Source organism: Streptomyces sp. NBC_00989 (assembly GCF_045162655.1).
GTDB lineage: Bacteria > Actinomycetota > Actinomycetes > Streptomycetales > Streptomycetaceae > Streptomyces.
On sequence record NZ_CP108728.1, the window covers coordinates 9,440,402 to 9,465,793 of the forward strand.

The window sequence follows — 25,392 nt, forward strand, 5'->3', positions numbered from 1 at the left end:
ATCCTGGCTCCGACCTCGTAGCACAAGCGAGATTTCGAGCCCGATACCTCGTAGTATCGCTTACATGTTGAATCTGGAGCGCCTGCGTACCCTGGACGCCCTCGCCCGGCACGGCTCGGTCAGCGGTGCGGCCGAAGGGCTGCATGTGACGACCTCGGCCGTGTCGCAGCAGATGTCCAAGCTGGAGCGGGAGGTGGGGCAGCAGCTCCTCGCCAAGAACGGGCGGGGCGTGCGGCTCACGGACGCCGGGCGGCTGCTCGCGGAGCACGCGGGCCGCATCCTCTCCCAGGTGGAGCTGGCCCAGGCCGACCTGGAGGCCCAACGGGGGCAGGTGGTCGGTGAGTTGAGGCTCTCCGCGTTCCCGACCGCTGCCCGCGGCCTGTTCCCCACCGCGCTCGCCGCCCTGCGCGCCCAGCACCCCGCGCTGCGCGTCCGCTCCACGGAACAGGAGCCGGAGAGCGGCATCGCGGGCGTCGTGCGCGGCGACCTCGACCTCGCCGTCGTCCTCGACTGGTACAACAAGCCGATGCCGCTCCCGGACGGTCTGGTCAAGGCGCCGATCCTGGACGACCCCGCCGACGTCGCGATGCCGGCCGATCATCCGCTGGCCGGGCGCGACGAGGTGGACCTCGGTGAGTTCGCCGACGACGAGTGGATCACCTGGGCCGAGGGCGAGTTCTGCCACGAGTGGCTGATGTTCACCCTGCGCTCCCGCGGCATCGAGCCGATCATCGGTCACCGCGCCGCCGAGACCCACACCCAACTCGGCCTGGTGGCAGCCGGTTTGGGTGTCTGCGTCGCCCCCCTGCTGGGCCGCAACCCGATGCCCGCGGGAGTCGTCACCGTCCCGCTGAAGCAACGGGTCCGCCGACACGTCTACGTCGTCTGGCGCGCCGACGCCGACCGCCGCCCGTCCATCCGCGCGGCGGTCGAGGCACTCCGGACGGCGGCCGAGGCCGTCGGCTGAGCGGGCGTTTCACTCCGGTCACACGGACGCTCGCCGCGGGCGAGGACCAGGTGCCCCGAAAGTCCCACGGGACCGCGTCCTCGGAGGCGTTCTCGCGCCAACTGCCTTACAGCGCCGCCATCTTGCGGAAGTCCCAGGACGCGAGCGTGTCCGGTGTCAGGCGTATCCACGCGTGCCGGCCGTCGTACGGCATCGCGTCGAGGCCGAAGTTCTTCTGCGCGAACAGCTTCTCCACGGCGACGAGTTCGGGATGCGGCTCGCCCGTGCGCGGGGCCTCGCCCACGAACTCGACGGTCCCGGACAGCTCGACGCCGCGCAACTCGTCGTAGGCGTGCCCGCCGTCGATCACCACCGCGACGCGCGGGTCGCGGCGCAGGTCGGACCAGCGCTTGCTGCGCGTGATCGAGTACAGCCACAACGAGGTGCCGTCCCAGGCGAACCAGAGTGGGCTGACGTGCGGGGCCCCGTCCGCGGAGACGGTCGCGACGCGGCAGGTGCGCTCGGTGGCGAGGAACTCGTCCAGTTCCTCGGGTGTCATCATGATCTTCCGGCCTCGACGCTGAGTGGCGGTCATGCGGTCCCCTTCGACTACGGCACGAGCGGCGGGCAGCCACTTCTGACGCTGCGTCAGAAATTGGGCCGGAGGAGCGTCGGCCGTCTTCCCTCCGCACACGATGCTCGTTACTGTCGCCCGCCCCGGCCGTCGACGACAAGGGAGAGCCATGCCGTCGCACGAACAACTCAGTGAGATCCTCGACACGGTGAGCACCGTGCTGCTGACCGTCGAGTGCCAGCAGGGGGTGGTGGGACCGGACAGCGCACTGCCCGAACTCGCCCTCGCCGCACGCTCGTCTGGCGCGCTGACGAACGTGGCCCGACTCGTCGCCGCCGCGCACGAGAGCGGGGTGCAGGTGATCCACGCGATCGCCGAGCGCCGGCCCGACGGCCGGGGCGCGAACCACAACGCCCGCCTGTTCCGTGCCGCCGAACGCCTGCCCGTCCAGCAGTTGTCGGGCACCACGGCGGTGCGCGTGGCGCCCCCGATCGAGGTCGCCGAGGAGGACTTCGTCGTACGACGGCTGCACGGCCTGTCGCCGATCCAGGGCACCGAAGTCGACGCGCTGCTAAGGAACTTGGGCTGCCGGACGCTGATCGTCACCGGCGTCTCGGCCAACGTGGCCATTCCCAACGCGGTGTTCGACGCCGTCAACCGCGGCTACACCGTCGTCGTCCCCAGGGACGCCATCGCGGGGGTGCCCGCCGACTACACCCCCGCGATGATCCGCAACACCCTCGCATTGGTCGCTACGGTCGCGACCACGGACGAGGTGCTGGGCTGTCTCAAACGACCGCGCCGAGGCTGATCGTCACGCCAGCGTGATGGAGTCCCCGGAGACGGTGATCTGCTCGGCGGGCAGCGCCTGGGTCGCGGGACCCTTCTTCACGCTGCCGTCCGTGACGGAGAACTCGCTCTTGTGGCACGGGCAGACGATGACACCGTCGCTGATGCTGCTCACCGCACAGCCCTGGTGGGTGCACTTCGACGAGAACGCCTTGTAGGTGCCAGCCGTCGGCTGGGTGACCACCACGCCCTGGCTCGCGAAGATCTTGCCGCCGCCCTCGGGGATGTCGGTGGTTTTCGCCAGCTCGGTGCCGCCCGCGTCACCCTGGGCGGTGGACGCGCCGGACGTGCTGGTGGAGTCCGAGTTCGAGGAGCCCGAGGTGTCCGACGACGAGTCGTCGCTGGACGAGCACGCGGTCAGCGCGACGGCGAGTCCCGCCGCGCCGACCGCCGCCAACGCGGTGCGGCGGGACGGCGTCGTAACGGGTTCGAACGAATCGCTGGTCATGCTGACGTTCCTTCCATAGGGAAGCATTTGTGGGTGTGCAAAGGGGTACGAGGTGCGGGTGACCGTCGTTCAGACGGTGTCGAGAGCTTGGCCTTATCGAGATCAGGAAGACGTAAAACGTCCCTGTCGGTCAGCTGTCGGCCGCGTATAAGGCCTGATCAGGCACCTGCAACAGTCGCCAGTAACAGGCATCGGCAACGAACACCGGCAACCTGCGGAGATGTCCAAGGAAGTCGTGTCGCACATCTAGCCATACCGACTAGTCGGTACTAGCGTCCGCTCGAACGGAGGGAGCCCCCACCTCCCGCCGCCCCCTTCGTCCCCCGCCCGCTCCAAAGGGAGTCGTATGCCCTCCGCCTCCGCACCTTCCGACACGCGAGGCCCCGGTGCCGACGCGCCCGGCGCCGGTGCTCGTGGCTCGCTCGCCGGCCTGTACCGCCGCGACCTGGCGGCGTATCCGGCCACCGGGCGGCGCATGTCGTACCTGGCGATCGTGGTGGTCACCACCGTGGTGCTCTACTACATGCTCTACATCCAGTACGCGGTGGCGACGTCGATCATCACGCACTTCGACATGACCTACCGCTACTTCGTGTGGGTCTCGGTCATCGGCAACGCGGTCGGGGCCTTCGCCTCCCTCGTGGCAGGCCTCGCGGACCGGTGGGGGCGGGCGAACCTCGTGGTCTACGGCCTGCTCGTCGCCGCGCTCCTGGTCTTCTTCGGACTGCCCAACGCCGGTGACAAGACGACGTACTTGGTGCTGTTCGCCTTGGTCAGCTTCGTCGAGGGCATCGTGCTGGTCGCGACCCCGGCGCTGATCCGCGACTTCTCACCGCAGCTGGGCCGGGCCACCGCGATGGGCTACTGGACGATGGGCCCGGTCATCGGCAGCCTCGTCGTCACCTCGGTGACCAGCAGCACGCTCGACACCGCCGGCTGGCAGGACGAACTGCGCTACTCCGGGGCGGCCGGACTGGTCGTGTTCGTCGTCACCCTGTTCGCCCTGCGCGAGCTGTCGCCGGGGCTGCGCGACCAGATCATGGTGAGCCTGCGCGACCGTGCCCTGGTCGAGGCGCGCGCCAAGGGGCTGGACACGGAGGCGGTACGGCGCGGGGAGTGGCGCCAGATGCTGCGCCTGGACATCCTCGGCTCCGCCTTCGCGATCGCCGTGTTCCTGCTTCTGTACTACGCCGCGGTCGGCAACTTCGTCGTCTACTTCTCGACCACCTTCGGCTACAGCGAGCAGCGCACCAACGGCCTCGCCAACTGGTACTGGGCGGCGAACGCCCTCGCGCTGATCGTGGCGGGCCTGCTGTCGGACCGGCTGCTGGTGCGCAAACCGTTCATGATCGTGGGCGGGATCGGTGCGATCGTGGCGACCGCCGTCTTCGCCTCGCTGGCCACCCACGCGACGACCGGTTACTACACCTTCGCCTGGCTGTTCGTGGCGATCGGTGTGTTCAGCGGGGTCGCCTACGCGCCGTGGATGGCGAGCTTCACCGAGACCGTGGAGAAGCGCAATCCGGCCGCGACCGCCGCGGGGCTCGCGGTCTGGGGCTGGACGGTACGGATCGTGGTCGCCGTGTCGGCCGCGTTCATCCCGGTGCTCGTCACCTCCGTCACCCCGCTCGTCGAACACGGCGCCGAGGTGGCGGCCGCACAGAAGCAGGCCGCCCCTGCCCTCGCCATCGTCGGCGCCCACCCCCAACTCTTCGCCGAACTCGGCAAGTACACGCCCACCACCACGCCTCCCGCCCTGGCCGCCCAAGCGGTCAAGGAAGTCGGCGCCGCCGACCTGGCCGTCGTACAGAAGGCGCAGCCGGAGCTCAAGGTGCTCAAGGAGCACGGGCCGGAGGTGCAGAAGGCCGTGAAGAACGGCCCCGGCGAGTGGCGCACCTGGTGGTGGATCTGCGTGGGCGGCCAAGTCCTGTTCCTGCCCTTCGTGTTCGTGATGGCCGGCCGCTGGAGCCCGAAGAAGGCCCGCGAGGACGCCCAGGCCCACCAGGACGCCGTCGACCGCGAACTGGCCGCGCTCGCCGGGAGCGAGGTCTGACCGACGTGTTGACCAACGCCGCGGCCTGGGCGCAACTGCCCGGCCGCGGCGCGTCGGTGACTATGACGGACCCGGAACTCCGGGGCTGGGAGCGCGACTTGACCTCAACGACCTTCGCGGCGATTTCGCTCGCCCACCCGAGCAGCCGCAGGTCGGAGTGGCGGCGCCCCGCGAGCTGGAGTCCGAGGGGCAACTCCCCGACGCCGCGCGGCAAGGGGATCGTCACGCAGGGCAGACCGAAGTGACTCCAGGGCAGACTTATCACCGGACTCCCGCTGGACGAAAGGCCGAGCGGCGCCACGTGGGCATCGGCGGCCGCGGAGCGTCGGTGGTGAGGCCGGCGCGGTGGCTCGGGTGCTCTTGGCCGGTGGTCACGCGCGATCACTATGCTCACTTCATGAAGGAAGTCATCGCCACCCGCTACATCACACCCCTGCGCGAGGGCGGCTCGCTGCCGGGGCTCGTCGAGGGGGACGATTTCGGGACGTACGTCATGAAGTTCAGCGGCGCGGGGCAGGGCCGCAAGACGCTCGTCGCCGAGGTCGTCGTGGGGGAGCTGGCCCGGCGGCTGGGATTCCGGGTGCCCCGCCTGGTGACCCTCGACCTCGACCCCGTGCTGGGGCTCGGCGAACCCGACCAGCAGGTCCAGGAACTGCTCAAGTCCAGCGGCGGCACCAACCTCGGCATGGACTTCCTGTCCGGTGCGCTCGGCTTCGACCCGCTCGCCTTCACGGTGAGCCCCGAGGAGGCCGGCCGGATCGTCTGGTTCGACGCGCTGGTCAACAACGTCGACCGCTCCTGGCGCAACCCCAACCTGCTGATGTGGCACGGCGACCTGTGGCTCATCGACCACGGCGCCACCATGATCTGGCACCACAACTGGCCCGGCGCCCAGACCTCCGCGGCCCGCCCCTACGACGCCGCCGACCACGCCCTCGCCCGCTTCACGCCGGACGTCGCGACCGCGGCCGTAGACCTGGCACCGAAGGTCACCGAGGAACTCCTCGCAGAGGTCACCGCCGAGATCCCCGACGCCTGGCTGACCGGCGAACCCGGCTTCGACACCCCGGACCTCCTCCGTGAGGCGTACGCGGCACCCCTCCTCGCGCGCGTGCCCTTCCTCCATGAACGCATCAAGGGACTCCAGTGACCGAGCGCCACATCATCCGCCCGAGCGAGGCGAACACCCGGGACGTCTTCGAGTACGCCCTCCTCCGGGTCGTACCGCGCATCGAGCGCGGCGAGTGCGTCAACGCCGGCGTGCTCGTCTACTGCCGTGCCCAGTCCTACGTCGGCGCCCGCACCCATCTGGACGAGGCGAGGCTGCTCGCTCTCGACCCGGCGGCCGACGTGGCCGGAATCCGGGCCGCGCTCGGCGCCGTGGAAGGCGTGTGCGCGGGCGGGGAGGCGGCCGGGCAGGCGGCGGTGGACGATGCCGGGCGGCGGTTCCGGTGGCTGATCGCGCCCCGGTCCACGGTGGTGCAGCCGGGGCCCGTGCACACCGGTCTCACCGTCGATCCGGCGGCCGAGGCGGAGCGCCTGCTGGACCTGCTGGTGAGGTAATGGATCACACCTGGCCGCACGCACGTTGACACCGAGTGCCAGGGCTTCTAGCGTCACGTCTGGCGAAGGTACTAAGCGGTCGCTCACCGGCGGGCCGCGGTTCCAGGGGCCGAGAGTCTCTCAAGGGCGAGGAGAACCAGGAATGTCCACCACTGAGCAGCGGGTCGCGATCGTCACCGGCGGGGCGCGGGGCATCGGCGCCGCCACCGCCGTACGCCTCACGGCCGAGGGCCGTGCGGTCGCCGTGATCGACCTCGACGAGGCCGCCTGCAAGGACACCGTGGAGAAGATCACCGCGGCCGGCGGCAAGGCCCTCGCGGTCGGCGCCGACGTCTCCGACGAGGCACAGGTCGAGGCCGCGATCACGCGGATCGCCGCGGAGCTCGGCGCGCCGACGATCCTCGTCAACAACGCGGGCGTGCTCCGCGACAACCTGCTCTTCAAGATGAGCGTCGCCGACTGGGACACCGTCCTGGGCGTGCACCTGCGCGGCTCGTTCCTGATGACCAAGGCCGTCCAGAAGCACATGGTCGACGCGGGCTTCGGCCGCATCGTCAACCTCTCCTCGTCCTCCGCCCTCGGCAACCGCGGCCAGGCCAACTACTCCGCCGCCAAGGCCGGCCTCCAGGGCTTCACCAAGACCCTCGCCATCGAGCTGGGCAAGTTCGGCATCACGGCCAACGCCGTCGCCCCCGGCTTCATCGCCACCGACATGACCGCCGCGACCGCCGCCCGCGTCGGCATGGGCTTCGACGACTTCAAGGCCGCGGCCGCCACCCAGATCCCGGTGCAGCGCGTCGGCGAACCCGACGACATCGCCAACGCCGTCGCCTTCTTCACCAACGAGGCGGCCGGTTTCGTCTCCGGCCAGGTCCTGTACGTCGCCGGCGGACCGCTCAACTAGGGAACACGGGAACCATGACTGAACTGCCTGAACTCTCCGGCAAGGTCGCCGTCATCACCGGCGCCAGCCGCGGCATCGGCTACGGCGTCGCGGAGGCGCTGCTCGCCCGAGGCGACCGGGTCTGCATCACCGGCCGCAGCGAGGACGCCCTCAAGGAGGCCGTCGAGGCCCTCGGCGCCGAGCGCGTCATCGGCGTCGCCGGCAAGGCCCACGACGAGGCCCACCAGACCGTCGTCGTCGAGCGCACGATGGAGGCCTTCGGCCGCGTCGACTTCCTGGTCAACAACGCCGGTACGAACCCGGTGTTCGGCCCGATCGCCGACCTCGACCTGAACGTCGCCCGCAAGGTCTTCGAGACCAACGTCGTCTCGGCGCTCGGCTTCGCCCAGAAGACCTGGCACGCCTGGCAGAAGGACAACGGCGGCGCCATCGTCAACATCGCCTCCCTCGCCGGCGTCTCCGCCTCGCCGTTCATCGGCGCGTACGGCGTCAGCAAGGCCGCGATGATCAACCTGACGCTCCAGCTGGCGCACGAGTTCGCGCCCGGCGTGCGGGTCAACGCGATCGCCCCGGCGGTCGTGAAGACCAAGTTCGCCGCCGCCCTGTACGAGGGCCGCGAGGCGGAGGCCGCCGCCTCCTACCCGCTGGCCCGACTCGGCGTGCCGTCCGACATCGGCGGCACCGCCGCCTTCCTGACGTCGGACCAGTCCGACTGGATCACCGGCCAGACCCTCGTCGTCGACGGCGGCATCCTCCTGAACGCCGGAGTCGGCTGACCGATCCGCCCGGGCGCCGATCTCTTTGCTGTTCCCTTGACGGAATCGGCGCCCGTGTCAGGACATAAAACGCGCACAGCCGAATGACAACGTCGTCATAAAAACGCTGCTCAACAGCCCCGTCCGAACCAGCTTTTCCGGGCGGGGAACTGCGGTACGGTCTGCCGACCCTTGGTACGGCGGATCGAGGAGCGTGCGTGTGTTCAACCGGAACCGAGGCCTGCGGGCGGGCGCGGCGATCGCGTCGATATCCCTGGCGGCCGGATGCGGTGTGTTCTCGGACGGGAATCCCGACGACGGGGGAGCCATCGTCGTCGGCACCACCAGCGCCCCCAGCACACTCGATCCGGCCGCCTCCTGGGACGGCTCCTGGGAACTGTTCCGCAACATCTACCAGACGCTGCTCGCCTACCCGTCCGGTGCGACGACACCCGAGGCGGACGCCGCCAAGTGCGCCTTCACGGACAGTTCGAACACGACGTACCGCTGCGAACTCCGCGCGGACATGAAGTTCGCCGACGGCGACACCCTCGACGCCCAGGCCGTCAAGCACTCCATCGACCGGATCCGGCAGATCAACGTGTCGAGCGGCCCCGCGGGCCTGCTGGGGAGCCTCGACCGCGTGCAGGTCCTCGACGACCGCGACGTCGTCTTCCACCTCAACAAGCCCGACGCCACCTTCCCGTTCGTGCTCGCCACCCCGGCCATGTCGATCGTCGACCCCGACGACTACCCCGCGCACTCCCTGCGCAAGGACGGCAAGGTCTTCGGCTCCGGGCCGTACACACTGAAGTCGTACGACGACGGGAAACAGGCCCGACTCGTCCGGAACGACCGCTACAAGGGCTACGCCAAGCGCGAGAACAGCGCGGTGACGATCCGCTACTTCCAGGACTCGGGCACCATGGTGAAGGCGCTGCGGGACGGGAAGATCGACGTCACCTACCGCGGCCTCGCCGCCGACGACATCATCGCCCTCCAGGGCCGTACCTCCAAGAGCCTGCAACTGGTCGACGGCTCCGGCACCGACATCAACTACCTGGTGTTCAACCCCAAGGACCGCTGGGCCGGGAACCTCGCCGTCCGCAAGGCCGTCGCCCAGGTCGTCGACCGCGGGGCGATCACCCACAAGATCTACCGCGACACCGTGGACCCGCTCTACTCGATGGTCCCGAAGGGCCTCACCGGCCACACCACCGCGTTCTTCGACGACTTCGGCGACCCCAGCGTCCCCAAGGCCCGCAAGCTCCTCACCGACGCGGGCATCAACCGGCCCGTCCCGCTCACCCTCTGGTACACGACCGACCGCTACGGCTCCGAGACCGCCCTCGAATTCAGGGAACTGAAGCGGCAGTTGGACGACTCCGGGCTCTTCACGATCACCCTCAGGAGCCGCCCCTGGAAGACCTACGTGACGGGCTACCAGAAGGGCGATTACCCGGTGTTCGGGCGCGGCTGGTTCCCGGACTTCCCCGACGCCGAGAACTTCATCGCGCCGTTCGTGGGGCAGCAGAACGCGCTCGGTACGCCGTACCTGTCGACCAGGATCACCGACGTACTGCTGCCCGAGTCCCGTCGGGAGGACGACCGGGCCGACGTGGTCAAGGAGTTCGAGGACGCCCAGCAGATCCTGGTGGACGACGCGCGGCTGCTGCCGCTGTGGCAGGGCCGGCAGTACGTCGCCGCGAGCGACGACATCTCCGGCGGGGAGCAGGCACTCGACCCGTCGACGATCATGATGATGTGGGAGCTGTACCGCAAGACCAGCTGGTGACACGGCTCTTGGCACCCGTTGTCAGTGGCCGCCTGTAGGTTCTGGGCATGGCAGCGACCGCACCGCGCGGTCGCCCCTCATCGCAGTTGCCGCACACGGTAAGGAAGTTGACGTGACCGACATCTCCATGCTCCCCGAGTCCTGGCGCGGGGTCCTGGGCGACGAGCTTCAGCAGCCCTACTTCAAGGAGCTGACCGAATTCGTCGAGGAGGAGCGGGCGAAGGGTCCCGTCTACCCGCCGCGCGAGGAGGTCTTCGCCGCGCTGGAGGCGACGCCGTACGACCAGGTGAAGGTGCTGGTCCTCGGGCAGGACCCCTACCACGGCGAGGGCCAGGGCCACGGCCTGTGCTTCTCGGTCCGCCCCGGGGTGAAGACCCCGCCCTCCCTCCGGAACATCTACAAGGAGATGAAGGAGGAGCTCGACCTCCCGATCCCGGACAACGGCTATCTGATGCCGTGGGCCCAGCAGGGCGTCCTGCTGCTTAACGCGGTGCTCACGGTCCGCTCCGGCGAGGCGAACTCGCACAAGGGCAAGGGCTGGGAGAAGTTCACCGACGCGGTGATCCGCGCGGTCGCCGACCGCCCCGACCCGGCCGTCTTCGTCCTGTGGGGCAACTACGCGCAGAAGAAGCTCCCCCTGATCGACGAGGAGCGCCACGTGGTCGTCAAGGGCGCGCACCCCTCCCCGCTGTCGGCCAAGAAGTTCTTCGGCTCCCACCCGTTCACCCAGATCGACGAGGCAGTCGCGAAGCAGGGCCACACCGCGATCGACTGGCGCATCCCGAACCTTGGCTGACCTCACCGGGACGGGGGGACGGTGCCGCCTGACGGGGATTGTCAGTGCCGCCGGTTAGCGTCGACAGGGACAGCCAGGGTGGCTGGCGAGTGCGGAGGACGCGGTGGCGGAGCGACAGGAGCAGGCGGCGCCGGACGCTCTGCTGACGCGGATCGGGCAGATCGTCATGCTGCACCACGGCGGCGACCGCGAGGAGGCCCGGGACCGGCTGCTGGGCCTGTGGTCGGCGCTGGGCGAGGACGGCGACCCGCTCCACCGCTGCACGTTGGCCCACTACCTGGCCGACACCCAGGACGACCCGACCGACGAACTCGCCTGGGATCTCCGGGCGTTGTCGGCGGCGGACGAGCTGACGGACGGGCGGGACGCGGGAGACCCGGGGGACTCGGGGCATTCGGGGGAGGCCGGAGACCCTGGGGACATCGCGAACGCCGGCCAGGAGGGCACGATCGCGATCCGCGCCTTCTACCCCTCCCTGCACCTCAACCTCGCCGCCGACTATGTGAAGCTCGACCGCCCGGACGCCGCCCGCACCCACATCCGCCGTGCCCGCGACGCCTGCACCGTCCTCGCCGACGACGGCTACGGCAAAGGGGTGCGGGCCGCGATCGGCCGGCTGGAGCTGCGGCTGGGTGACGCGGGCGCGGGCGGCGGCGAGAGCTGGGGGCCGCCGAGACAGCGGCCGTAGGGTCCGTCCGTCACGACGATCGCGGAGTCCCGCCCGCGGAGCCCCGCTCGTCTCAACGGCCGTACGTCTGGCCGCAGATGATCGATTGCGGGCTGTCCGACTGCCAGCCGCCGTACTTCTTGCCCAGGGCGCAGACGTCCTGCGTGTTCTTGGGGACCGACTTGACCACGTCGGGGATGTCCGCGCTCGGCTTCCGCGGGTGATGCGGCTTCGGGTGCGGATGCGGGTGGGGGCGCTGGTGCGAGCGGGGGACCGGTGCCTGGGCCGCCTGCGGGGGCGGGGCCGGTGCGTGGTGCGGCGGATGCGTGGCGGGTTTGGGGCGGTGGGACGGGCTGATGAGTTCCAGCGCCTCCCGCGCCGGGGCCTGTACGACCTGCGGCTCCGCGCTGCCGTCCGGGCGCGGCACCGACGCTTGGGACGGTGCGGCTGGGGGAGCGGGGGCCGCCGGCCGCTGGACCGTCACACAGCCGGAGAGGGCCGAGACAGCCACGGTGACCAGGAGCGTTGCGGTGGTGGTCGTCGTTCGATGCACCCGCGCAACTCTGCTGGTTCCGGCCCCCTTTGGGACAGCGGACGGGCGGATGATGCCCCACACGGGTGATCTCCGCCCCCTTACGGACGGCGCGCGCCCCCTCCGGGTGACGTGACGTCAGTCGACGGGGTCAGTCGCCGGTGTTCCCGTCGATCCGCTCACGGAGCAGGTCGGCATGGCCGTTGTGCCGGGCGTACTCCTCGATCATGTGCGTGTGGATCCAGCGCAGGTTGAAGCGCTCGCCGGTGCGCCGGTGCTTGCCCACGGAGATGTCGTCCAGGGTGAACCGGGCCGCGTGCTCGTTGGCCGCCGCGATCTCGGCCTGCCAGGTGGCGTGGGCCTCCGCCCAGGTGTCCGCCTCGGTGAGATGGAAATCGCCGTCCGGGTCCTCCTCGGTGCAGTAGATCGGGGTCAACTGCTCGTCCGACATGACCCGGCGGTACCAGCTCCGCTCCACCTCCGCCATGTGCCGCACCAGGCCCATGAGCGACAGGTTGGACGGCTCCACCGAAGCGGTCCTCAACTGTTCGTCGGTCAGGCCCTCGCACTTCCAGGCCAGGGTGTCCCGGTGGTACTTGAGCCAGCCGTCCAGCATGGTGCGTTCGTCGGCGGTGGTCGCGGGTTCAGTGCGCTCGATGGTCATGCCCGCATCCTCGCGTGCTCCGGCCGCCCGCACCAGCGGATATTGCCCCGCCGTATGCTTCCGAGGAGGTACCGCTGGGCGAGCGCTAGGGAGACTCCGTGAAGGTCGGCTGCATCGGGCTCGGTGACATCGCGCAGAAGGCCTACCTGCCGGTTCTCGGCGGGCTGCCCGGGGTCGAACTGCATCTGCAGACCCGCACCCCCGCCACGCTCGCCCGGGTCGCCGACGGCCTCCACCTCCCGGCGGACCGGCGCCACACGGACCTCGACGCGCTCCTCGCGCAGGGCCTCGACGCCGCGTTCGTGCACGCGCCCACGGCCGTGCACCCCGAGATCGTCACCCGGCTCCTGGAGGCGGGCGTAGCGACGTACGTCGACAAGCCGCTCGCCTACGAACTCGCCGACTCCGAGCGGCTGGTGCGGCTCGCGGAGGAGCGGAACGTGTCGCTCGCGGTCGGCTTCAACCGCCGCTACGCCCCCGGGTACGCGCAGTGCGCCGACCACCCGCGCGAGTTGATCCTCATGCAGAAGAACCGGATCGGGCTCCCCGAGGAGCCGCGCGCGATGATCCTGGACGACTTCATCCACATCGTGGACACCCTGCGGTTCCTGGTGCCGGGGGAGATCGAGGACGTGACCGTGCGTGCCCGCGTCCAGGACGGACTGCTGCACCACCTCGTGCTCCAGCTCTCCGGCGACGCCTTCACCGCGCTCGGCGTGATGAACCGGCTCAGCGGTTCGGTCGAGGAGATCCTGGAGGTCTCAGGACAGGACACCAAGCGTCAGGTCCTCAACCTCGCCGAGGTCGTCGACCACAAGGGCCAGCCGACCGTACGGCGCCGCGGGGACTGGGTGCCGGTCGCCCGGCAGCGCGGAATCGAACAGGCCGTCCTCACGTTCCTCGACGCCGTACGCGCCGGAAAGGTGCTCAGCGCCCGGGACGCGCTGGCGACTCATGAACTGTGCGAGCGGGTGGTACGAGCGGTCGCGGACCGCTCCGCCGCAGTCTGAACGCCACCGCGCCCTCCCCGGCGCACATCGCCGCGAGCACCAGCAGCGCCAGGCCCACCGGCCAGGCGCCGTAGCGGACGTACGGCGTGATGCCGTGCGCGAGCGGGACGTCGTAGACCTGGGTGGTGCTCTTGTTCGTGCCCAGCCAGGAGCCGATGCGCTGGCCGCTCGGGCCGTAGACGGCGGAGACGCCGGTCAGGGTGGCGTGGACCATCGGGCGGCCGGTCTCGGCGGCGCGCAGGGCGGCGAGGGTGGCGTGCTGCTCGGGGGCCCAGCTGTGCTGGAACGACGAGGTCGACGACTGGGCGAGCAGGACGTCCGCGCCGTCCTGGGCGAGATGGCGGCTCATGTCGGGGAACGCGGTCTCGAAGCAGATCAGCGGGCCGATGCGCAGCCCGTGCCCCACGTTCATCACGACCTGCTGGGTGCCGTGCCTGCGGTCGACGCCCGCCGCCTTGCCGACGGAGGTGGCCCAGCCGAGCAGCGAACGGAACGGGATGTACTCCCCGAAGGGGACGAGCCGCATCTTGTCGTAGCGGTCGCCGGTGAGGCCCTTCGGGCCGACCAGCACCGAGCTCTTGTAGATGCCGGGCTTGTCGGAGCGCTCGGCGTCCACGTTGACCAGGATGTCGGCGCCGGTCTCCTTGGAGAGGGCGGCGATCCGGCGCGCGAGATCGGGCCGTTTGGTGAGGTCGAAGCTGACGCTGCTCTCGCCCCAGGCGATCAAGTCGACGTCCTGACCGGCGAGTTGGCGGGTCAGCTGCTCCTCGCGGTCGAAGCGCCGGGCGCCGCTTTCGTCGCCGTCGATGATCCCGGGCTGTACGACGGCGATCCGGACGCGGCCGTCGACGTCGGGGCGCGGCGACCACACCCAGGCGGCGGAGGTCACGGCGGCGGTGGCCAGGAGTCCCGCGACGGCGGGCATCCGGGACTCGCGTACGGCGACCAGGACGGCCACCGCGACATTCACGGTCACGACCAGGAAGCTCAGCAGCCACACCCCGCCGACGGACGCCAGCCGCAACGCCGGTTCCACCTGCCACTGGGTGGAGCCGAGCAGCCCCCAGGGGCCGCCCAACCCCTGCCAGGACCGCACGAGTTCGACCATCAGCCAGCCCGAGGGCAGGACCAGGAGCGCGGCGGCACCCCGCCGGGCCGACGGCACGCCACCGAGGAAGCGGCGCACCAGCCAGCCCCACGGCGCCCACAGCGCGCCCAGCAGCCCCGCGATGACCACGATGAACACGCTCAGGCTCGGCACCAGCCAGCTGTGCACCGCCAGCATGAAACCGAGCCCCCCGAACCAGCCGTCGTAGACCGCCCGTCGTCCGGTCGGCGCCGAGCGGGTCAGCAGGATCCAGGGGACGAGCGCGACGTAGGCGAACCACCACCAGGACGGCGCGGGGAACGCGAACACGGGCAGGGCGCCCGCGAGCACGGCGAGCAGGGAACGCCGCCACGGAGAGGCGAGCCAGTCGCCGAAGGTCTTCATACGGCACCTCCCTACCCGCTGGTCGCTCCAGTGTGCGTGCCCGGGAGGATCTCGCACAGAGGACGTCGACCCGGCCGTCCCGGTCCGGCCAATCGTCAGTCCGGCCGGTCCGGTCAGTCCGGCCGTCTCAGTTGACCACGGCCTGCGGGCGCCGCTCGGGAAGGCGCCGCCACTTCTCCTCCACGACGACCTCGGTCAGCCGCCAGCCGTCGTACGTCCGCAGCAGGCCGAACGCGTACCGCCCGCCGCACACGAAGTCGGGAGCGGTGGAGCCGTCGCCCGTGGCGCCGTGCTCCTCCTTGGCGAAGCGCATCGGATTGACGTAGTCGGCCTGGACGCGTGCCGTGTCGTCGGTGTGCTGGTCCAGGGCTCCGAAGCGGATCCGCCGGTTGACGATCAGATGCTGCCGCATCGAGAACAGTTGCAGGCTCTCCGCGAGCCACCCGGCGACTTGTTCCGCGTTCCCCTCGATCCCTCCGGCGGACCGGTAGTCGGCACGCCCGTCCGCGGCGAACAGTTTCCGGTACGCCTCCCAGTCGCCGTCGTCCACCGCCACCGCGTATTCGGTGATCACTTCGTCCACGGCCAGCCGGTCCATCACAATCGCCAGTTCCACACGCTGCGTCATCGGCTCAGTGTTGGCTACGGAGCGTGTCGCGCCAAGAGGGACGCGGATACAAGGCGGGGAACATTCGGTGGTGTTCGACGATTCTTCGCCGATCTTCATCGGTTTCTGTTGTGAGGAGTACGCATGAAACGTCTTGTCACGGTCGTCACCGGGGGCGGCCGGGGGATCGGCGCGGCAACCTGCCGGCGGCTCGCGGAGGACGGGCACGACGTGGTGGTGGGATATCTGCGGGATGCGGAGGCGGCAGAGGAAGTCGCGGACGCGGTACGGCAGGCAGGCGCCCGTTCGGTGTGCGTGCGCGGGGACACGTCCGTCGAGGCGGACGTGGAGCGGCTCTTCGCGGTGGCCGAGCAGCAACTCGGACCGGTCACAGGGCTGGTGAACAACGCCGGGGTGACCGGCCCGTTCGGCCGCCTCGCCGACACCGACCCCGCCGATCTGCGCCGGGTCGTCGAGGTCAATCTCCTGGGCACACTGCTGTGTTCGCGCCGCGCCGCGCGAGCGATGACGGCACGGGGAAACGGCGTGATCGTGAACGTCTCGTCCGCCGCCGCGACCCTCGGCAGTCCCGGCGAATACGTCCACTACGCCGCGACGAAGGCAGCCGTCGACCTCCTCACCCTCGGCCTCGCCAAGGAACTCGGCCCCGACGGCATCCGCGTCAACGCGGTCGCGCCCGGCGTCATCGACACGGAGATCCACGCGAGGATGGGGGACCCGGACCGGCCTGATCGGTTGGCGGCGTCGATCCCGCTGCGCCGCGCCGGCCGGCCCGAGGAAGTAGCCGCCGCGATCGCCTGGTTGATGTCGCCGGACGCGTCGTACGCGACGGGGACGGTGGTGCGGGTGTCGGGCGGGCGGTGAGCCAAGTGGGTGGCGGGCGGCGGGACCGGGCGGGGTGAACCGGCTGGTTGAACTGGGAGGGTCGAGACAGCTGGGTTGAACCGGCTGGATTGAACTGGCCGGGTTGAACTGGCCGGGGTCGACCGGCATCCAGGTTCGATCGACATAGGGAAGTACGGCCGGCCCCGGACCTACGGCTGCTCGGCCGCGATGCTCGGCTCCCCGCCCGAACCGCACATGCCGTTCAGGACGATTCAGGCGGCGGCGATGACCTCTTCACGTATCGCCTTGGCCCACTCGACCACCAACAGCTCGTATTCCTCCCGCTCTTGGGTGGAGAGCGAGCCGCCCGCACGCAGCCAGAGTGCCCGGATCTGCTCGTTCACCTCGGAAGCAGACCGCACGGAACCAGGGGCCACGAAATCGGGGGACATGCGAACAGCCTAGGGGCAAGGACTGACACTGCGCTACCAGACGGCTACTCAGACCGTATGGGCTTGGTCACGGGCACGGTGAAACGGGCGCCCGGCGCGGCCCGGACGCTCAGTCGACCCACGTGACGACACACTGGGCGTGACGTGCGGCGGCTCGGTAGAACTCCCGCACGGCGACGAAGTGTTCGGTCAGATGTTCCCGTACGGCACCGTCGAATCCGGCGCCGAATTCGCAGACGGCGGCGGCGACTTCGGTGGACGCGGGCAAGTCCGCGAGCAGGTCGCCGAGTCGTACGCGGTCCAGTGCGGCGGCGATGTCGGCGATCGCGACGGGGGCGAGCAGACCGGGGCGGATCGCCGAAACCGTCGTACACCTCGTCGTGGTCCAGGAATCCCGCATCCCGCCCACATCCCCGTCGGGATCGCCCGACACGGCCCGGTCGAGCAGGGCGATCACCTGCGGGTCGGCGCCGGTCGAGCGGCAGAGGTGGATGAGGCCCCACAGTGCCCAGCCCGTGTCGAGCAGGTCGCCGTCCGGCGGGTCCCAACCAGGGGACGCGTCGGACGAGTCGAGGGCTGAAGCGCGGCAGCGGTCCAGGTACTCGTTCGTCACGCGGGCGAACTGCTGTGTCAGCGCCACGAGTTGGCTCACCCCCGCCGCTCGGCCCACACTCGCGACCATTCCGACAACGGCGCCATCGCCGTCACCAGGTCCATGCCGAGGGAGGTCAACTGCCAGGCCCCGTCAGGCGTCTGCCCGGCGATGTCCGCCTCGCGCAGCTCCGTCAGCCGAGTGGACAGGACGCTGGAGGACATGTCGTCGCAACGGCGTTGCAGGTCGCGGAAGCCGATCGGGGCGCCGTGCCGGTGGAGTTCCCAGATCACCCGGAGTGTCCAGCGCCGGCCGAGGAGATCGAGCGCGGCCATGACCGGGCGGCCGGTGGTCGATCCGCGCACGGGGCGACCGGGGGTGGGGGTGGAGCTGGCGGGCGTGGATTCCGTGGGCTCGGACTCCAACTGGCCTCCTCTGCCGACTTCTTGTGACCTCGCACCTCACCCTTGCGCTTCGATTTCAGAAGCGCAAGAGTCGGTGGACATGAAACAGCGCATCGAAGGCGTCACCCCGCCCTACGCCCCCGAGACCGACCGCGCCCTGCACCGCTGGATGCCGCCCGGCGTCACCCGCGAACCCCTGATGCTCTTCAAGGTCCTCGAACGCCATCCGGAACTCGCCTCCCGGATGCGGGCGTTGGGCGCCGGGCTCCTCGTCCACGGCCGTCTGGGCGACGCCGACCGCGAACTCGTGATCGCCCGTGTCTGCGCCCGCTCCGGCTGCGCCTACGAGTGGGGAGTCCACATGGCGACGTACGCCGAAGTCGCCCGACTCACCCCGAGCCAGATCACCTTGACCGCGACCGGCACCCCGGACGACCCGGCCTGGTCGCCCCGCCAGTCCGCGCTGCTCAGAGCCGTCGACGAACTCCACGCCGACGCCCGGCTGAGCGACGCCGCATGGTCCGGTCTGCGGGAGCAGCTCGACGAGCCCGAGGCCCTCGAGTTCCTTGTGCTGGCCGGGTGGTACCGCACCATCGCCTACGTGGCCAACGGTGTCGGGATCGAGCCGGAGGCGTGGGCCCTTGCCCTGCCCGGGAGTTGACTCAGCCCGCCGACTCCGCCGCGTGCGGGCTCAACTCGCCCGCCGTGACCAGCGCGATGATGACGATGCCGAGGGCGATGCGGTAGTAGACGAACGGCATGAAGGACTTGTGCGAGATGAACTTCATGAACCAGGCGATCACGGCGTATCCGACCACGAACGCGATCACCGTCGCGAACATCGTCGGCCCCCACGCGACATGTCCTTCCTCCGCCGCGTCCTTCAACTCGAAGGCGCCCGAGGCCAGTACGGCCGGCATGGCGAGCAGGAAGGAGTAACGGGCCGCCGCCTCACGGGTGTAGCCCATGAACAGGCCGCCGCTGATGGTCGCGCCCGAGCGGGAGACGCCGGGGACGAGGGCCATCGCCTGGCAGAGGCCGTACAGCAGACCGTCCTTGGCGTTGAGGTTCTCGAGTGTCTTGCGCTGCTTGGGCGCCCGGTGTCGGCCGCCGTTCTCGTCGCGGGCCGCGAGGCGGTCGGCGATGCCGATGACGATGCCCATCACGATCAGCATGGTGGCGGTGATGCGCAGGTCGCGGAACGGGCCCTCGATCTGGTCCTTGAGGGTCACGCCCAGCACGCCGATCGGGATGGAGCCGACGATCACCAGCCAGCCCATCTGGGCGTCGTGGTCGCGTCGCATCTCCTTGTTCGTGAGCGACCGGAACCACGCGGCGAGAATCCGCCCGACATCCTGGCGGAAATAGATCAGCACCGCCGCCTCCGTGCCGAGCTGTGTGATCGCGGTGAAGGCCGCGCCCGGATCCTCCCAGCCCGAGAAGGCCGCCGTCAGCCGCAGATGGGCGCTGGAGGAGACGGGAAGGAACTCGGTCAGCCCCTGGACGAGTCCGAGGATGAGGGATTTAAACCAAGACATGGAGTTACGGCGTCCAAGTGCTGATCGTGGAGGGGCAAAGGACACACCAAAACGCCGCGCGCGGTGAACGAGTGTGTGTGAGGGGCAGCGTAGCGTCCCGGTGTGACAGGCCCGACACAGGGGTTTCACGGCGGCTGTGGGACTCCGGGCACAGAGGTTTCAGGGCGGTTGCGCGACTCCGCACACAGAGGTTTCACGAGTGGTCCGACGACTCCGGGTTCGCGGTGTTGACCAGCTGCGGGGACGGCGCATACGTTGCAGCGGAGGAAAGCGCTTGCTGCATGCGCTCGCTGTTCCCCGGAGGAGTGCTGATCACGACCATGTCCACACCCGCCACCAACCCCGGGGCGCTCCAGCCCTTGACCCCGCTCACCGGCCGACGCGTCCGGGCCGCCGTGGTCGGCGCCGGTGCCATCGGCCGCGGTTCCCATTTCCCCGCGCTCGCACGGCTCGCCGAGGAGGGGGAGACCGAGGTCGTCGCGGCCGTTGACATCGATGCCACGTCGGTCGAGTCCTTCTGCGCCGAGGCCGGGATCCCGCACGCCTACACCGATCTGGAGCAGATGCTCCGGGAACAGCGGCCCGACCTCGTCACCATCTGCACCCCGCCCACCCTGCACCGGGCGCAGACGATCGCCGCGCTGCGGGCCGGCGCCTGGGTCTGGTGCGAGAAGCCGCCGGTGCCGACCCTGGCCGACTTCGACGCGGTGGAGGACGAAGAGGGCCCGGGACAGGGCACGGCCGGCGGACCGTACGCCTCGATCGTCTTTCAGCACCGCTTCGGGTCGGGCTCGCGGCACGTGCGCCGGCTGCTCGCCGAGCGGGCGATGGGGCGGCCGCTCGTGGCGCACTGCCAGACCACCTGGTACCGCGACACCGCTTACTACGCCGTGCCCTGGCGCGGGCGCTGGGAGACCGAGGGCGGCGGTCCCGCGATGGGACACGGCATCCACCAGATGGACCTGCTGCTCGATCTGCTCGGGCCGTGGAGCGAGGTGAAGGCCATGGCCGGGCGGCTGGTCCACGACGTGGAGACCGAGGACGTCTCGACCGCGCTGGTCCGCTTCGAGAACGGCGCGATGGCGACCGTCGTGAACAGTGTGCTGAGCCCCGACGAGGTCAGCCGTATCCGCATCGACTGCGAGCGCGCGACCGTCGAACTCACCCACCTGTACGGGCACAGCAACGACAACTGGCGCATCACGCCCGCCCCGGACGTGTCGGGTGACGAGGCCGCGGCCTGGCAGGACTTCGGGCCGGACGTGCCGAGTTCGCACCTGGAGCAGCTGCGTGAACTCGTCATGAGCATGCGGGCCGGCGAACGGCCGCGCAGCAGCGGCACGGACGGCCGCACCAGCCTCGAACTGATCACCGCGCTCTATAAGTCGGCGTTCACGGACACGACCGTGCGGGCCGGCGAGATCGGCCCCGGAGACCCCTTTTACACGGCGCTGCACGGTGGCGCCCTCGGCTGGGCGCCCGTGGCGCGCGAGGAGGTGCCGGCGTGACCGGCCTGCGTATCGTCCATGCCCACGGGGACCGCATCACGGTGACCGAACCGGCCACCGGCGTCGAGCTGTTCAGCTACGTGTACCGGCCCGAGGCCGCCTGGGAGGCGCCGAAGCCGTACCTCCACCCGATCAGGACGCTCGCCGGTGACGTCGTCACGGACTACCGGCCCAACGACCACCGCTGGCACAAGGGCCTGCAGTTCACCGCCTCGCATCTGTCGGGCTCGAACCTATGGGGCGGCAACACATACGTTCACGGCGAGGGATATCTCCAACTCCCAGAGCGGGTCGGGTCGATGGCCCACGTCGCCTTCGACGAGGTCGACGCCGACGATTCGCGTCTCGTCATCGCCGAACGGCTGACCTGGCACCCGTACAGCGGTGAACTCTGGGCCGACGAGCAGCGCCGGATCGAGGTGCACGATGTGGACACGGACTCGGAGTCGGGTTCGTGGGCGCTCACCTGGACGAGCGCCGTGACGAACCGCCGTGACGAGCCCCTGCGGTTCGGCAGCCCGACCACCCACGGGCGCGAGGCGGCCGGCTACACGGGCCTCTTCTGGCGCGGCCCGCGCGCCTTCCGCGACGGCCGGATCATCGGCCCCGACGGCGAGGGCCCCGAGCTGATGGGCTCCCAGGGGCCCTGGCTCGCCGTCTCCGGCGAGCACGACGGCACCGACGGCCACGCGACCATCATCTTCGCCCACGCCCCGGAGAACGACCAGGCCGGCGCCCAGGGCACCCACCCCGCCCACTGGTTCGTCCGCAACGAGCCCTTCGCGGGGATCGCCCCCTCCTTCGCCTTCCACGACGAGCTTGAGCTCGCCCCCGGCGACACCCTCACCCGGCGCTACCGGGTCGTCATCGCCGACGGGGAGTGGGAGCGGGAGGAGATCGCCAAGTACCTGGAGGCGCGCCCGTGGTGAACACGCCTGTGGTGAACACGGGGGCCGCCGAAGGCTTCTCCGGGTTGCCGGGCGGTGTCGCCGTCTCGCATCTGTCCGTCTACGACTGGCCGGCCGAGGCCGGCAGTGGCGACGGACTGTGCGGCGGAACTCCCCATATGCACCTGACCTGTTCGGAGGGGTACGTCGTCACCGGCGGGCGCGGTGCGGTGCAGACCCTCACGATGTCCGGCACGGCCTCCGGGTACGAGGTCACGCCGCTCGCGGCCGGAACGGTCGCCTGGTTCACGCCGGGCACCATCCACCGGCTCGTCAACGAGGGCGACCTGCGCATCACCGTCCTCATGCAGAACAGCGGCCTGCCCGAGGCGGGGGACGCGGTGCTCACGCTGCCCCCGCAGTACCTCACCGACCCCGAGACGTACGCCGCCGCCACCGTGATCCCGGCCGACGCGCCCGAGGCGGAGCAGGAACGGGTCGCCCGGGCCCGACGCGACCTCGCCCTGGAGGGCTACGAGGCGCTGCGCTCCGCCGACGGTCCGGAAGCGCTGGCCGCCTTCCATCGGGCCGCCGCCGCGCTGGTACGGCCCCGGCTCGCGGAGTGGCGCGCGCGTTGGGAGCGGGGGGCGCGGGCCGCCGCCACGGCCACGGGGGCGCAGCTCGACCGGCTCGAACAGGGTGACTTCTCCCACCTCGCCGACGCCGCGGTACGGGCCGAACAGCCTTCTGCTTATGGGAAGTTCGGGATGTGCGGGCGGTTGGACGTCTACAAGGGGCAGTAGGTCTGGATCTCAGGCCGCGGTCGGGCCTGTCACCGACCAGCCGGGTGTCTGCGGGTGGGCCGTCAGGTCCTGGTGGTGGACCGGGGCGCCGCAGGCAGTGCAGGTGACGGCGGGGACCAGTTCGTTGCCGCAGATGTGCTCGATCACCATGGGGCGGTCGAGCTGATCCCTCCGAAGATGGCGGTCGCCCCACGCCATGAGGGTCATCAGGACCGGCTCCAGTTCGAGCCCCGCCTCGGTGGGCCGGTACTCGAAGCGCTGCGGGTGCTCGCTGTAGGTCCGCCGGGTGAGGATCCCGGCGTCGACGAGACGGCGCAGCCGGGTGGCCAGGACGTCGCGCGGGGCGCCGATGTTGCGGACCAACTGGTCGAAGCGGCGATTGCCGAGGCACACCTCCCGCAGGACGAGCAGGGAGTACTTCTCGCCGACGAGCGCGAGGGCATCGGCGATCGAGCAGGGGCGCGGGTCTTTGTTTTTGGCTTTGGCTTTGGCTGTGTCTGTGTCTGTGTCTGTGTCTTTGGGGGCGGCCATAGCACCCACTTTAAGGGAGGGTTTGATTTTCCAACTGACAGGACTATGGTGAGTTTGGATTTCCTACTCACTGGTAGTGCTTGTTGGAAACAACGGAGGCCCGCACCATGCGTGACGCAGTGATCGTCGAAGCCGTACGCACGCCCGTAGGCAAAGGCAAGCCGAACGGCTTCCTCGCCCAGGTCCACCCCGTCGAACTTCTCGCACACACCTTGCGCACCCTCGTCGAGCGCACGGGGATCGACCCGGCGATCGTTGACGACGTCATCGGCGGAACGGTCACCCAGGTCGGTGAGCAGGCCGTCAACATCACCCGGCAGGCCGTGCTGTCGGCGGGCTTCCCGGAGTCGGTGCCCGCGACCACGGTGGACCGCCAGTGCGGCTCGTCCCAGCAGGCCGTGCACTTCGCGGCGCAGGGCGTGATCTCCGGGGCGTACGACCTGGTCGTGGCCTGTGGAGTGGAGTCCATGGGGCGCGTGCCGATGGGGTCGAGCGTGCTGCCGGGCACGGATCCCTTCGGCCCCGGTGTCGCCGGGCGCTACCCGGAGGGCCTCGTCCCGCAGGGCATCAGCGCCGAACTCATCGCCGCCAAGTGGTCGATGACGCGCGACCAGTTGGACGCCTTCGCCGTCTCCTCGCACGACAAGGCGGCCGCCGCCTGGGACGCGGGCCTCTTCGACGCCCAGGTGGCCCCCCTGGCGGGCGCCTCGCGCGACGAGTGCGTACGGCCCGGCAGTACCACCGAGGTTCTCGCCGGCCTCAAGCCCGCCTTCTACGACGCGACGTACGCCGAGCGCTTCCCGCAGATCGAGTGGAACATCACCGCCGGCAACTCCAGCCCCATCAACGACGGCGCCTCCGCCGTCCTCATCACGTCCAGCGAGACCGCGGCCCGGCTCGGACTGCGCCCGCTCGCCCGGCTGCACAGCTTCGCCGTGACCGGTTCGGACCCGCTGCTCATGCTCACCGGTGTCATACCGGCCACCGAGAAGGTGCTGCGCCGGGCGTCGCTCACCCTCGACGACATCGACCTGTTCGAGGTCAACGAGGCGTTCTCCAGCGTCGTGCTGGCCTGGCAGCAGGAGACGGGCGCGGATCTCGCCAAGGTCAACGTGCACGGCGGGGCCATCGCAATCGGGCATCCGCTCGGGGCGAGCGGTACGCGGCTGACGACCACGCTGGTGCACGCGATGCGGGACCAGGGGGCGCGTTACGGACTGCAGACGATGTGCGAGGCCGGGGGCCTCGCCAACGCGATGATCATCGAGGCGGTCTGATCCCTCACTGGGCTCGCAGGTGGTGGCGCTTGCGCCAGGCCACCACCGCGCCGCCCAGGGCGGGCAGGGCGATGCAGGCCATCGCGATCAGGAAGGCCGGTGACGTGGGGCTGGAGGCGCGGGCCCCGGCGACGACGTAGGCGGCGGTGTTCGGGATCGAGCCGAGGGCCGTCGCGAGCAGGAACGGGGTCCAGCGCATACGGGAGACGGCGGCGCAGTAGTTCACGCCCCAGAACGGCAGGCCCGGGAAGAGCCGTGCCGCCAGCATCGAACGGAAGCCGTGCCGGCTGAGCTGCCCGTCCGCGGCCTTCAGCCACCGGCCCCGCAGCAGCGGGCGCAGGGCGTCCTGGCCCAGCACACGGCCCAGGCCGAAGGAGATGCCGGCGCCGAGCACCGTGCCCGCCAACGCCGCGCCGGTGCCCAGCTGGGAGCCGAACAGGGCGCCCGCGGCGAGGTTCAGCAGGGGGCGCGGTACGAACGCCACGCTGCACAGGCCGTACGCCGCCGCGAACACCAACGCGGCCATGGCGCCGCCGAGTTGGGGCGGCCAGCCGTCGGAGAGCAGGCGCTGCGGGTGGAAGAGCAGCACGGTCGACGCCGCCCCGGCGAGCAGCACGAGCAGCAGCGACAGCCGCGACCACGGCGAGAGCAGGGCTCTCGTGCAGCGCGCGGTGAAGCCGGCCGGGGTGACGGGCAGCAAGGGCATGACGGGCAGCAGAGACGCGACGGGCATGGCCGTGGGGACGGTCACGACTGCGGCGAGCTCCGTGCCGGTGATCTGGGCAGTGGCCTGGGGAGTGGCCGTGGCGGTGCCCCCAGAGCGGGTGCCCCCAGAGTCGGTGGCGGCATCGGCGAGCATGTCGGCGACACTAACCGACCTGTGTATGTGATCGCCGTAT

Annotated in this window: 30 protein-coding genes; 18 read left to right on the forward strand and 12 right to left on the reverse strand. The window is 70.3% G+C overall.

Features of this window, described 5'->3' with window-relative positions:
• The first annotated feature begins 64 nt into the window (after positions 1–64).
• Positions 65–967, forward strand: coding sequence for a LysR family transcriptional regulator (locus OG714_RS42420; RefSeq protein WP_406129143.1), 903 nt, complete (start codon positions 65–67; stop codon positions 965–967).
• Positions 968–1,073: 106 nt separating this feature from the next.
• On the opposite strand, the gene OG714_RS42425 is transcribed toward OG714_RS42420, so the two are convergent.
• A complete protein-coding gene (locus tag OG714_RS42425; RefSeq protein WP_406129145.1) occupies positions 1,074–1,541 on the reverse strand; it encodes a pyridoxamine 5'-phosphate oxidase family protein in 468 nt (155 codons plus the stop codon).
• A gap of 148 nt (positions 1,542–1,689) precedes the next feature.
• Here OG714_RS42425 and OG714_RS42430 point away from each other — a divergent pair, with 148 nt between their 5' ends.
• Positions 1,690–2,331, forward strand: coding sequence for a cysteine hydrolase (locus OG714_RS42430; protein ID WP_406129147.1), 642 nt, complete (start codon positions 1,690–1,692; stop codon positions 2,329–2,331).
• Positions 2,332–2,334: 3 nt separating this feature from the next.
• Here OG714_RS42430 and OG714_RS42435 read toward each other — a convergent pair whose 3' ends face one another.
• Entirely contained in the window at positions 2,335–2,817 is a 483-nt protein-coding gene (locus OG714_RS42435) for a Rieske (2Fe-2S) protein (RefSeq protein ID WP_406129149.1), read from the reverse strand.
• A gap of 346 nt (positions 2,818–3,163) precedes the next feature.
• Between OG714_RS42435 and OG714_RS42440 the strand changes: the two genes are divergently transcribed.
• The 9 genes from OG714_RS42440 (at position 3,164) to OG714_RS42480 (ending at position 11,371) form a co-directional block, all read left to right on the forward strand.
• Positions 3,164–4,870: a nitrate/nitrite transporter gene (locus OG714_RS42440; RefSeq protein ID WP_406129151.1), complete on the forward strand. Its 1,707-nt coding sequence runs from the start codon at positions 3,164–3,166 to the stop codon at positions 4,868–4,870.
• Between the two features lie 5 nt (positions 4,871–4,875).
• A complete protein-coding gene (locus OG714_RS42445; protein WP_406129153.1) occupies positions 4,876–5,115 on the forward strand; it encodes a hypothetical protein in 240 nt (79 codons plus the stop codon).
• A 152-nt stretch (positions 5,116–5,267) separates the two neighbouring features.
• On the forward strand, positions 5,268–6,020 hold the full coding sequence (locus OG714_RS42450; RefSeq protein WP_406129155.1) for a HipA family kinase: 753 nt from the start codon (positions 5,268–5,270) through the stop codon (positions 6,018–6,020).
• Positions 6,017–6,433: a DUF3037 domain-containing protein gene (locus OG714_RS42455; RefSeq protein ID WP_019059410.1), complete on the forward strand. Its 417-nt coding sequence runs from the start codon at positions 6,017–6,019 to the stop codon at positions 6,431–6,433. The genes OG714_RS42450 and OG714_RS42455 overlap by 4 nt, the downstream gene beginning before the upstream one ends.
• 142 nt (positions 6,434–6,575) lie before the next feature.
• A complete protein-coding gene (gene fabG / locus OG714_RS42460) occupies positions 6,576–7,337 on the forward strand; it encodes a 3-oxoacyl-ACP reductase FabG (protein ID WP_406129157.1) in 762 nt (253 codons plus the stop codon).
• A gap of 14 nt (positions 7,338–7,351) precedes the next feature.
• Complete coding sequence (locus OG714_RS42465) at positions 7,352–8,113, forward strand: SDR family oxidoreductase (protein WP_406129159.1); 762 nt, start codon at positions 7,352–7,354, stop codon at positions 8,111–8,113.
• Positions 8,114–8,312: 199 nt separating this feature from the next.
• Positions 8,313–9,887: an ABC transporter substrate-binding protein gene (locus OG714_RS42470; protein WP_406129161.1), complete on the forward strand. Its 1,575-nt coding sequence runs from the start codon at positions 8,313–8,315 to the stop codon at positions 9,885–9,887.
• A gap of 112 nt (positions 9,888–9,999) precedes the next feature.
• Entirely contained in the window at positions 10,000–10,683 is a 684-nt protein-coding gene (gene ung, locus OG714_RS42475; protein WP_019059414.1) for a uracil-DNA glycosylase, read from the forward strand.
• Positions 10,684–10,786: 103 nt separating this feature from the next.
• Positions 10,787–11,371 (forward strand): hypothetical protein, encoded by a 585-nt coding sequence (locus tag OG714_RS42480; protein WP_406129163.1) that lies wholly within the window; start codon positions 10,787–10,789, stop codon positions 11,369–11,371.
• 52 nt (positions 11,372–11,423) lie between these two features.
• Here the strand turns inward: OG714_RS42480 and OG714_RS42485 are convergent, their stop codons facing one another.
• On the reverse strand, positions 11,424–11,903 hold the full coding sequence (locus OG714_RS42485; RefSeq protein WP_406129165.1) for a hypothetical protein: 480 nt from the start codon (positions 11,901–11,903) through the stop codon (positions 11,424–11,426).
• Positions 11,904–12,033: 130 nt separating this feature from the next.
• A complete protein-coding gene (locus OG714_RS42490) occupies positions 12,034–12,546 on the reverse strand; it encodes a DinB family protein (RefSeq protein ID WP_406129166.1) in 513 nt (170 codons plus the stop codon).
• A 98-nt stretch (positions 12,547–12,644) separates the two neighbouring features.
• On the opposite strand from OG714_RS42490, the gene OG714_RS42495 reads away from it, so the two are divergent.
• A complete protein-coding gene (locus OG714_RS42495) occupies positions 12,645–13,556 on the forward strand; it encodes a Gfo/Idh/MocA family protein (RefSeq protein WP_406129168.1) in 912 nt (303 codons plus the stop codon).
• On the opposite strand, the gene lnt is transcribed toward OG714_RS42495, so the two are convergent.
• Together lnt and OG714_RS42505 are read right to left on the reverse strand one after the other, a co-directional pair.
• A complete protein-coding gene (gene lnt, locus OG714_RS42500; protein ID WP_406129170.1) occupies positions 13,474–15,048 on the reverse strand; it encodes an apolipoprotein N-acyltransferase in 1,575 nt (524 codons plus the stop codon). The genes OG714_RS42495 and lnt overlap by 83 nt on opposite strands.
• Before the next feature lie 127 nt (positions 15,049–15,175).
• Positions 15,176–15,676: a nuclear transport factor 2 family protein gene (locus OG714_RS42505; protein ID WP_406129172.1), complete on the reverse strand. Its 501-nt coding sequence runs from the start codon at positions 15,674–15,676 to the stop codon at positions 15,176–15,178.
• A 123-nt stretch (positions 15,677–15,799) separates the two neighbouring features.
• Here OG714_RS42505 and OG714_RS42510 point away from each other — a divergent pair, with 123 nt between their 5' ends.
• Positions 15,800–16,540 (forward strand): SDR family NAD(P)-dependent oxidoreductase, encoded by a 741-nt coding sequence (locus OG714_RS42510; protein ID WP_406129174.1) that lies wholly within the window; start codon positions 15,800–15,802, stop codon positions 16,538–16,540.
• Between the two features lie 233 nt (positions 16,541–16,773).
• On the opposite strand, the gene OG714_RS42515 is transcribed toward OG714_RS42510, so the two are convergent.
• The 3 genes from OG714_RS42515 to OG714_RS42525 form a co-directional block, all read right to left on the reverse strand.
• The gene (locus OG714_RS42515; RefSeq protein ID WP_406129176.1) at positions 16,774–16,953 is read right to left on the reverse strand and encodes a hypothetical protein; all 180 of its coding nucleotides are present in this window, start codon (positions 16,951–16,953) and stop codon (positions 16,774–16,776) included.
• A 109-nt stretch (positions 16,954–17,062) separates the two neighbouring features.
• Positions 17,063–17,593 (reverse strand): DUF1877 domain-containing protein, encoded by a 531-nt coding sequence (locus OG714_RS42520; protein WP_406129177.1) that lies wholly within the window; start codon positions 17,591–17,593, stop codon positions 17,063–17,065.
• An 8-nt stretch (positions 17,594–17,601) separates the two neighbouring features.
• The gene (locus tag OG714_RS42525) at positions 17,602–17,880 is read right to left on the reverse strand and encodes a winged helix-turn-helix transcriptional regulator (RefSeq protein ID WP_406132135.1); all 279 of its coding nucleotides are present in this window, start codon (positions 17,878–17,880) and stop codon (positions 17,602–17,604) included.
• Positions 17,881–18,049: 169 nt separating this feature from the next.
• Between OG714_RS42525 and OG714_RS42530 the strand changes: the two genes are divergently transcribed.
• Positions 18,050–18,610: a carboxymuconolactone decarboxylase family protein gene (locus tag OG714_RS42530; protein ID WP_406129179.1), complete on the forward strand. Its 561-nt coding sequence runs from the start codon at positions 18,050–18,052 to the stop codon at positions 18,608–18,610.
• 1 nt (position 18,611) lies between these two features.
• Here the strand turns inward: OG714_RS42530 and OG714_RS42535 are convergent, their stop codons facing one another.
• Positions 18,612–19,487 (reverse strand): undecaprenyl-diphosphate phosphatase, encoded by an 876-nt coding sequence (locus tag OG714_RS42535; protein ID WP_406129181.1) that lies wholly within the window; start codon positions 19,485–19,487, stop codon positions 18,612–18,614.
• Between the two features lie 320 nt (positions 19,488–19,807).
• Here OG714_RS42535 and OG714_RS42540 point away from each other — a divergent pair, with 320 nt between their 5' ends.
• The 3 genes from OG714_RS42540 (at position 19,808) to OG714_RS42550 (ending at position 22,685) form a co-directional block, all read left to right on the forward strand.
• Complete coding sequence (locus OG714_RS42540; protein WP_406132136.1) at positions 19,808–20,995, forward strand: Gfo/Idh/MocA family protein; 1,188 nt, start codon at positions 19,808–19,810, stop codon at positions 20,993–20,995.
• Entirely contained in the window at positions 20,992–21,924 is a 933-nt protein-coding gene (locus OG714_RS42545) for a PmoA family protein (protein ID WP_406129183.1), read from the forward strand. The genes OG714_RS42540 and OG714_RS42545 overlap by 4 nt, the downstream gene beginning before the upstream one ends.
• 137 nt (positions 21,925–22,061) lie before the next feature.
• Positions 22,062–22,685, forward strand: a complete 624-nt coding sequence (locus OG714_RS42550) for a cupin domain-containing protein (RefSeq protein WP_406132137.1) — start codon at positions 22,062–22,064, stop codon at positions 22,683–22,685.
• Positions 22,686–22,694: 9 nt separating this feature from the next.
• Here OG714_RS42550 and OG714_RS42555 read toward each other — a convergent pair whose 3' ends face one another.
• On the reverse strand, positions 22,695–23,216 hold the full coding sequence (locus OG714_RS42555) for a winged helix-turn-helix transcriptional regulator (RefSeq protein WP_406129184.1): 522 nt from the start codon (positions 23,214–23,216) through the stop codon (positions 22,695–22,697).
• Positions 23,217–23,323: 107 nt separating this feature from the next.
• Between OG714_RS42555 and OG714_RS42560 the strand changes: the two genes are divergently transcribed.
• The gene (locus OG714_RS42560; RefSeq protein WP_406129186.1) at positions 23,324–24,493 is read left to right on the forward strand and encodes a thiolase family protein; all 1,170 of its coding nucleotides are present in this window, start codon (positions 23,324–23,326) and stop codon (positions 24,491–24,493) included.
• Between the two features lie 4 nt (positions 24,494–24,497).
• Here the strand turns inward: OG714_RS42560 and OG714_RS42565 are convergent, their stop codons facing one another.
• The gene (locus OG714_RS42565) at positions 24,498–25,352 is read right to left on the reverse strand and encodes a TVP38/TMEM64 family protein (protein WP_406129188.1); all 855 of its coding nucleotides are present in this window, start codon (positions 25,350–25,352) and stop codon (positions 24,498–24,500) included.
• Positions 25,353–25,392: the final 40 nt, after the last annotated feature.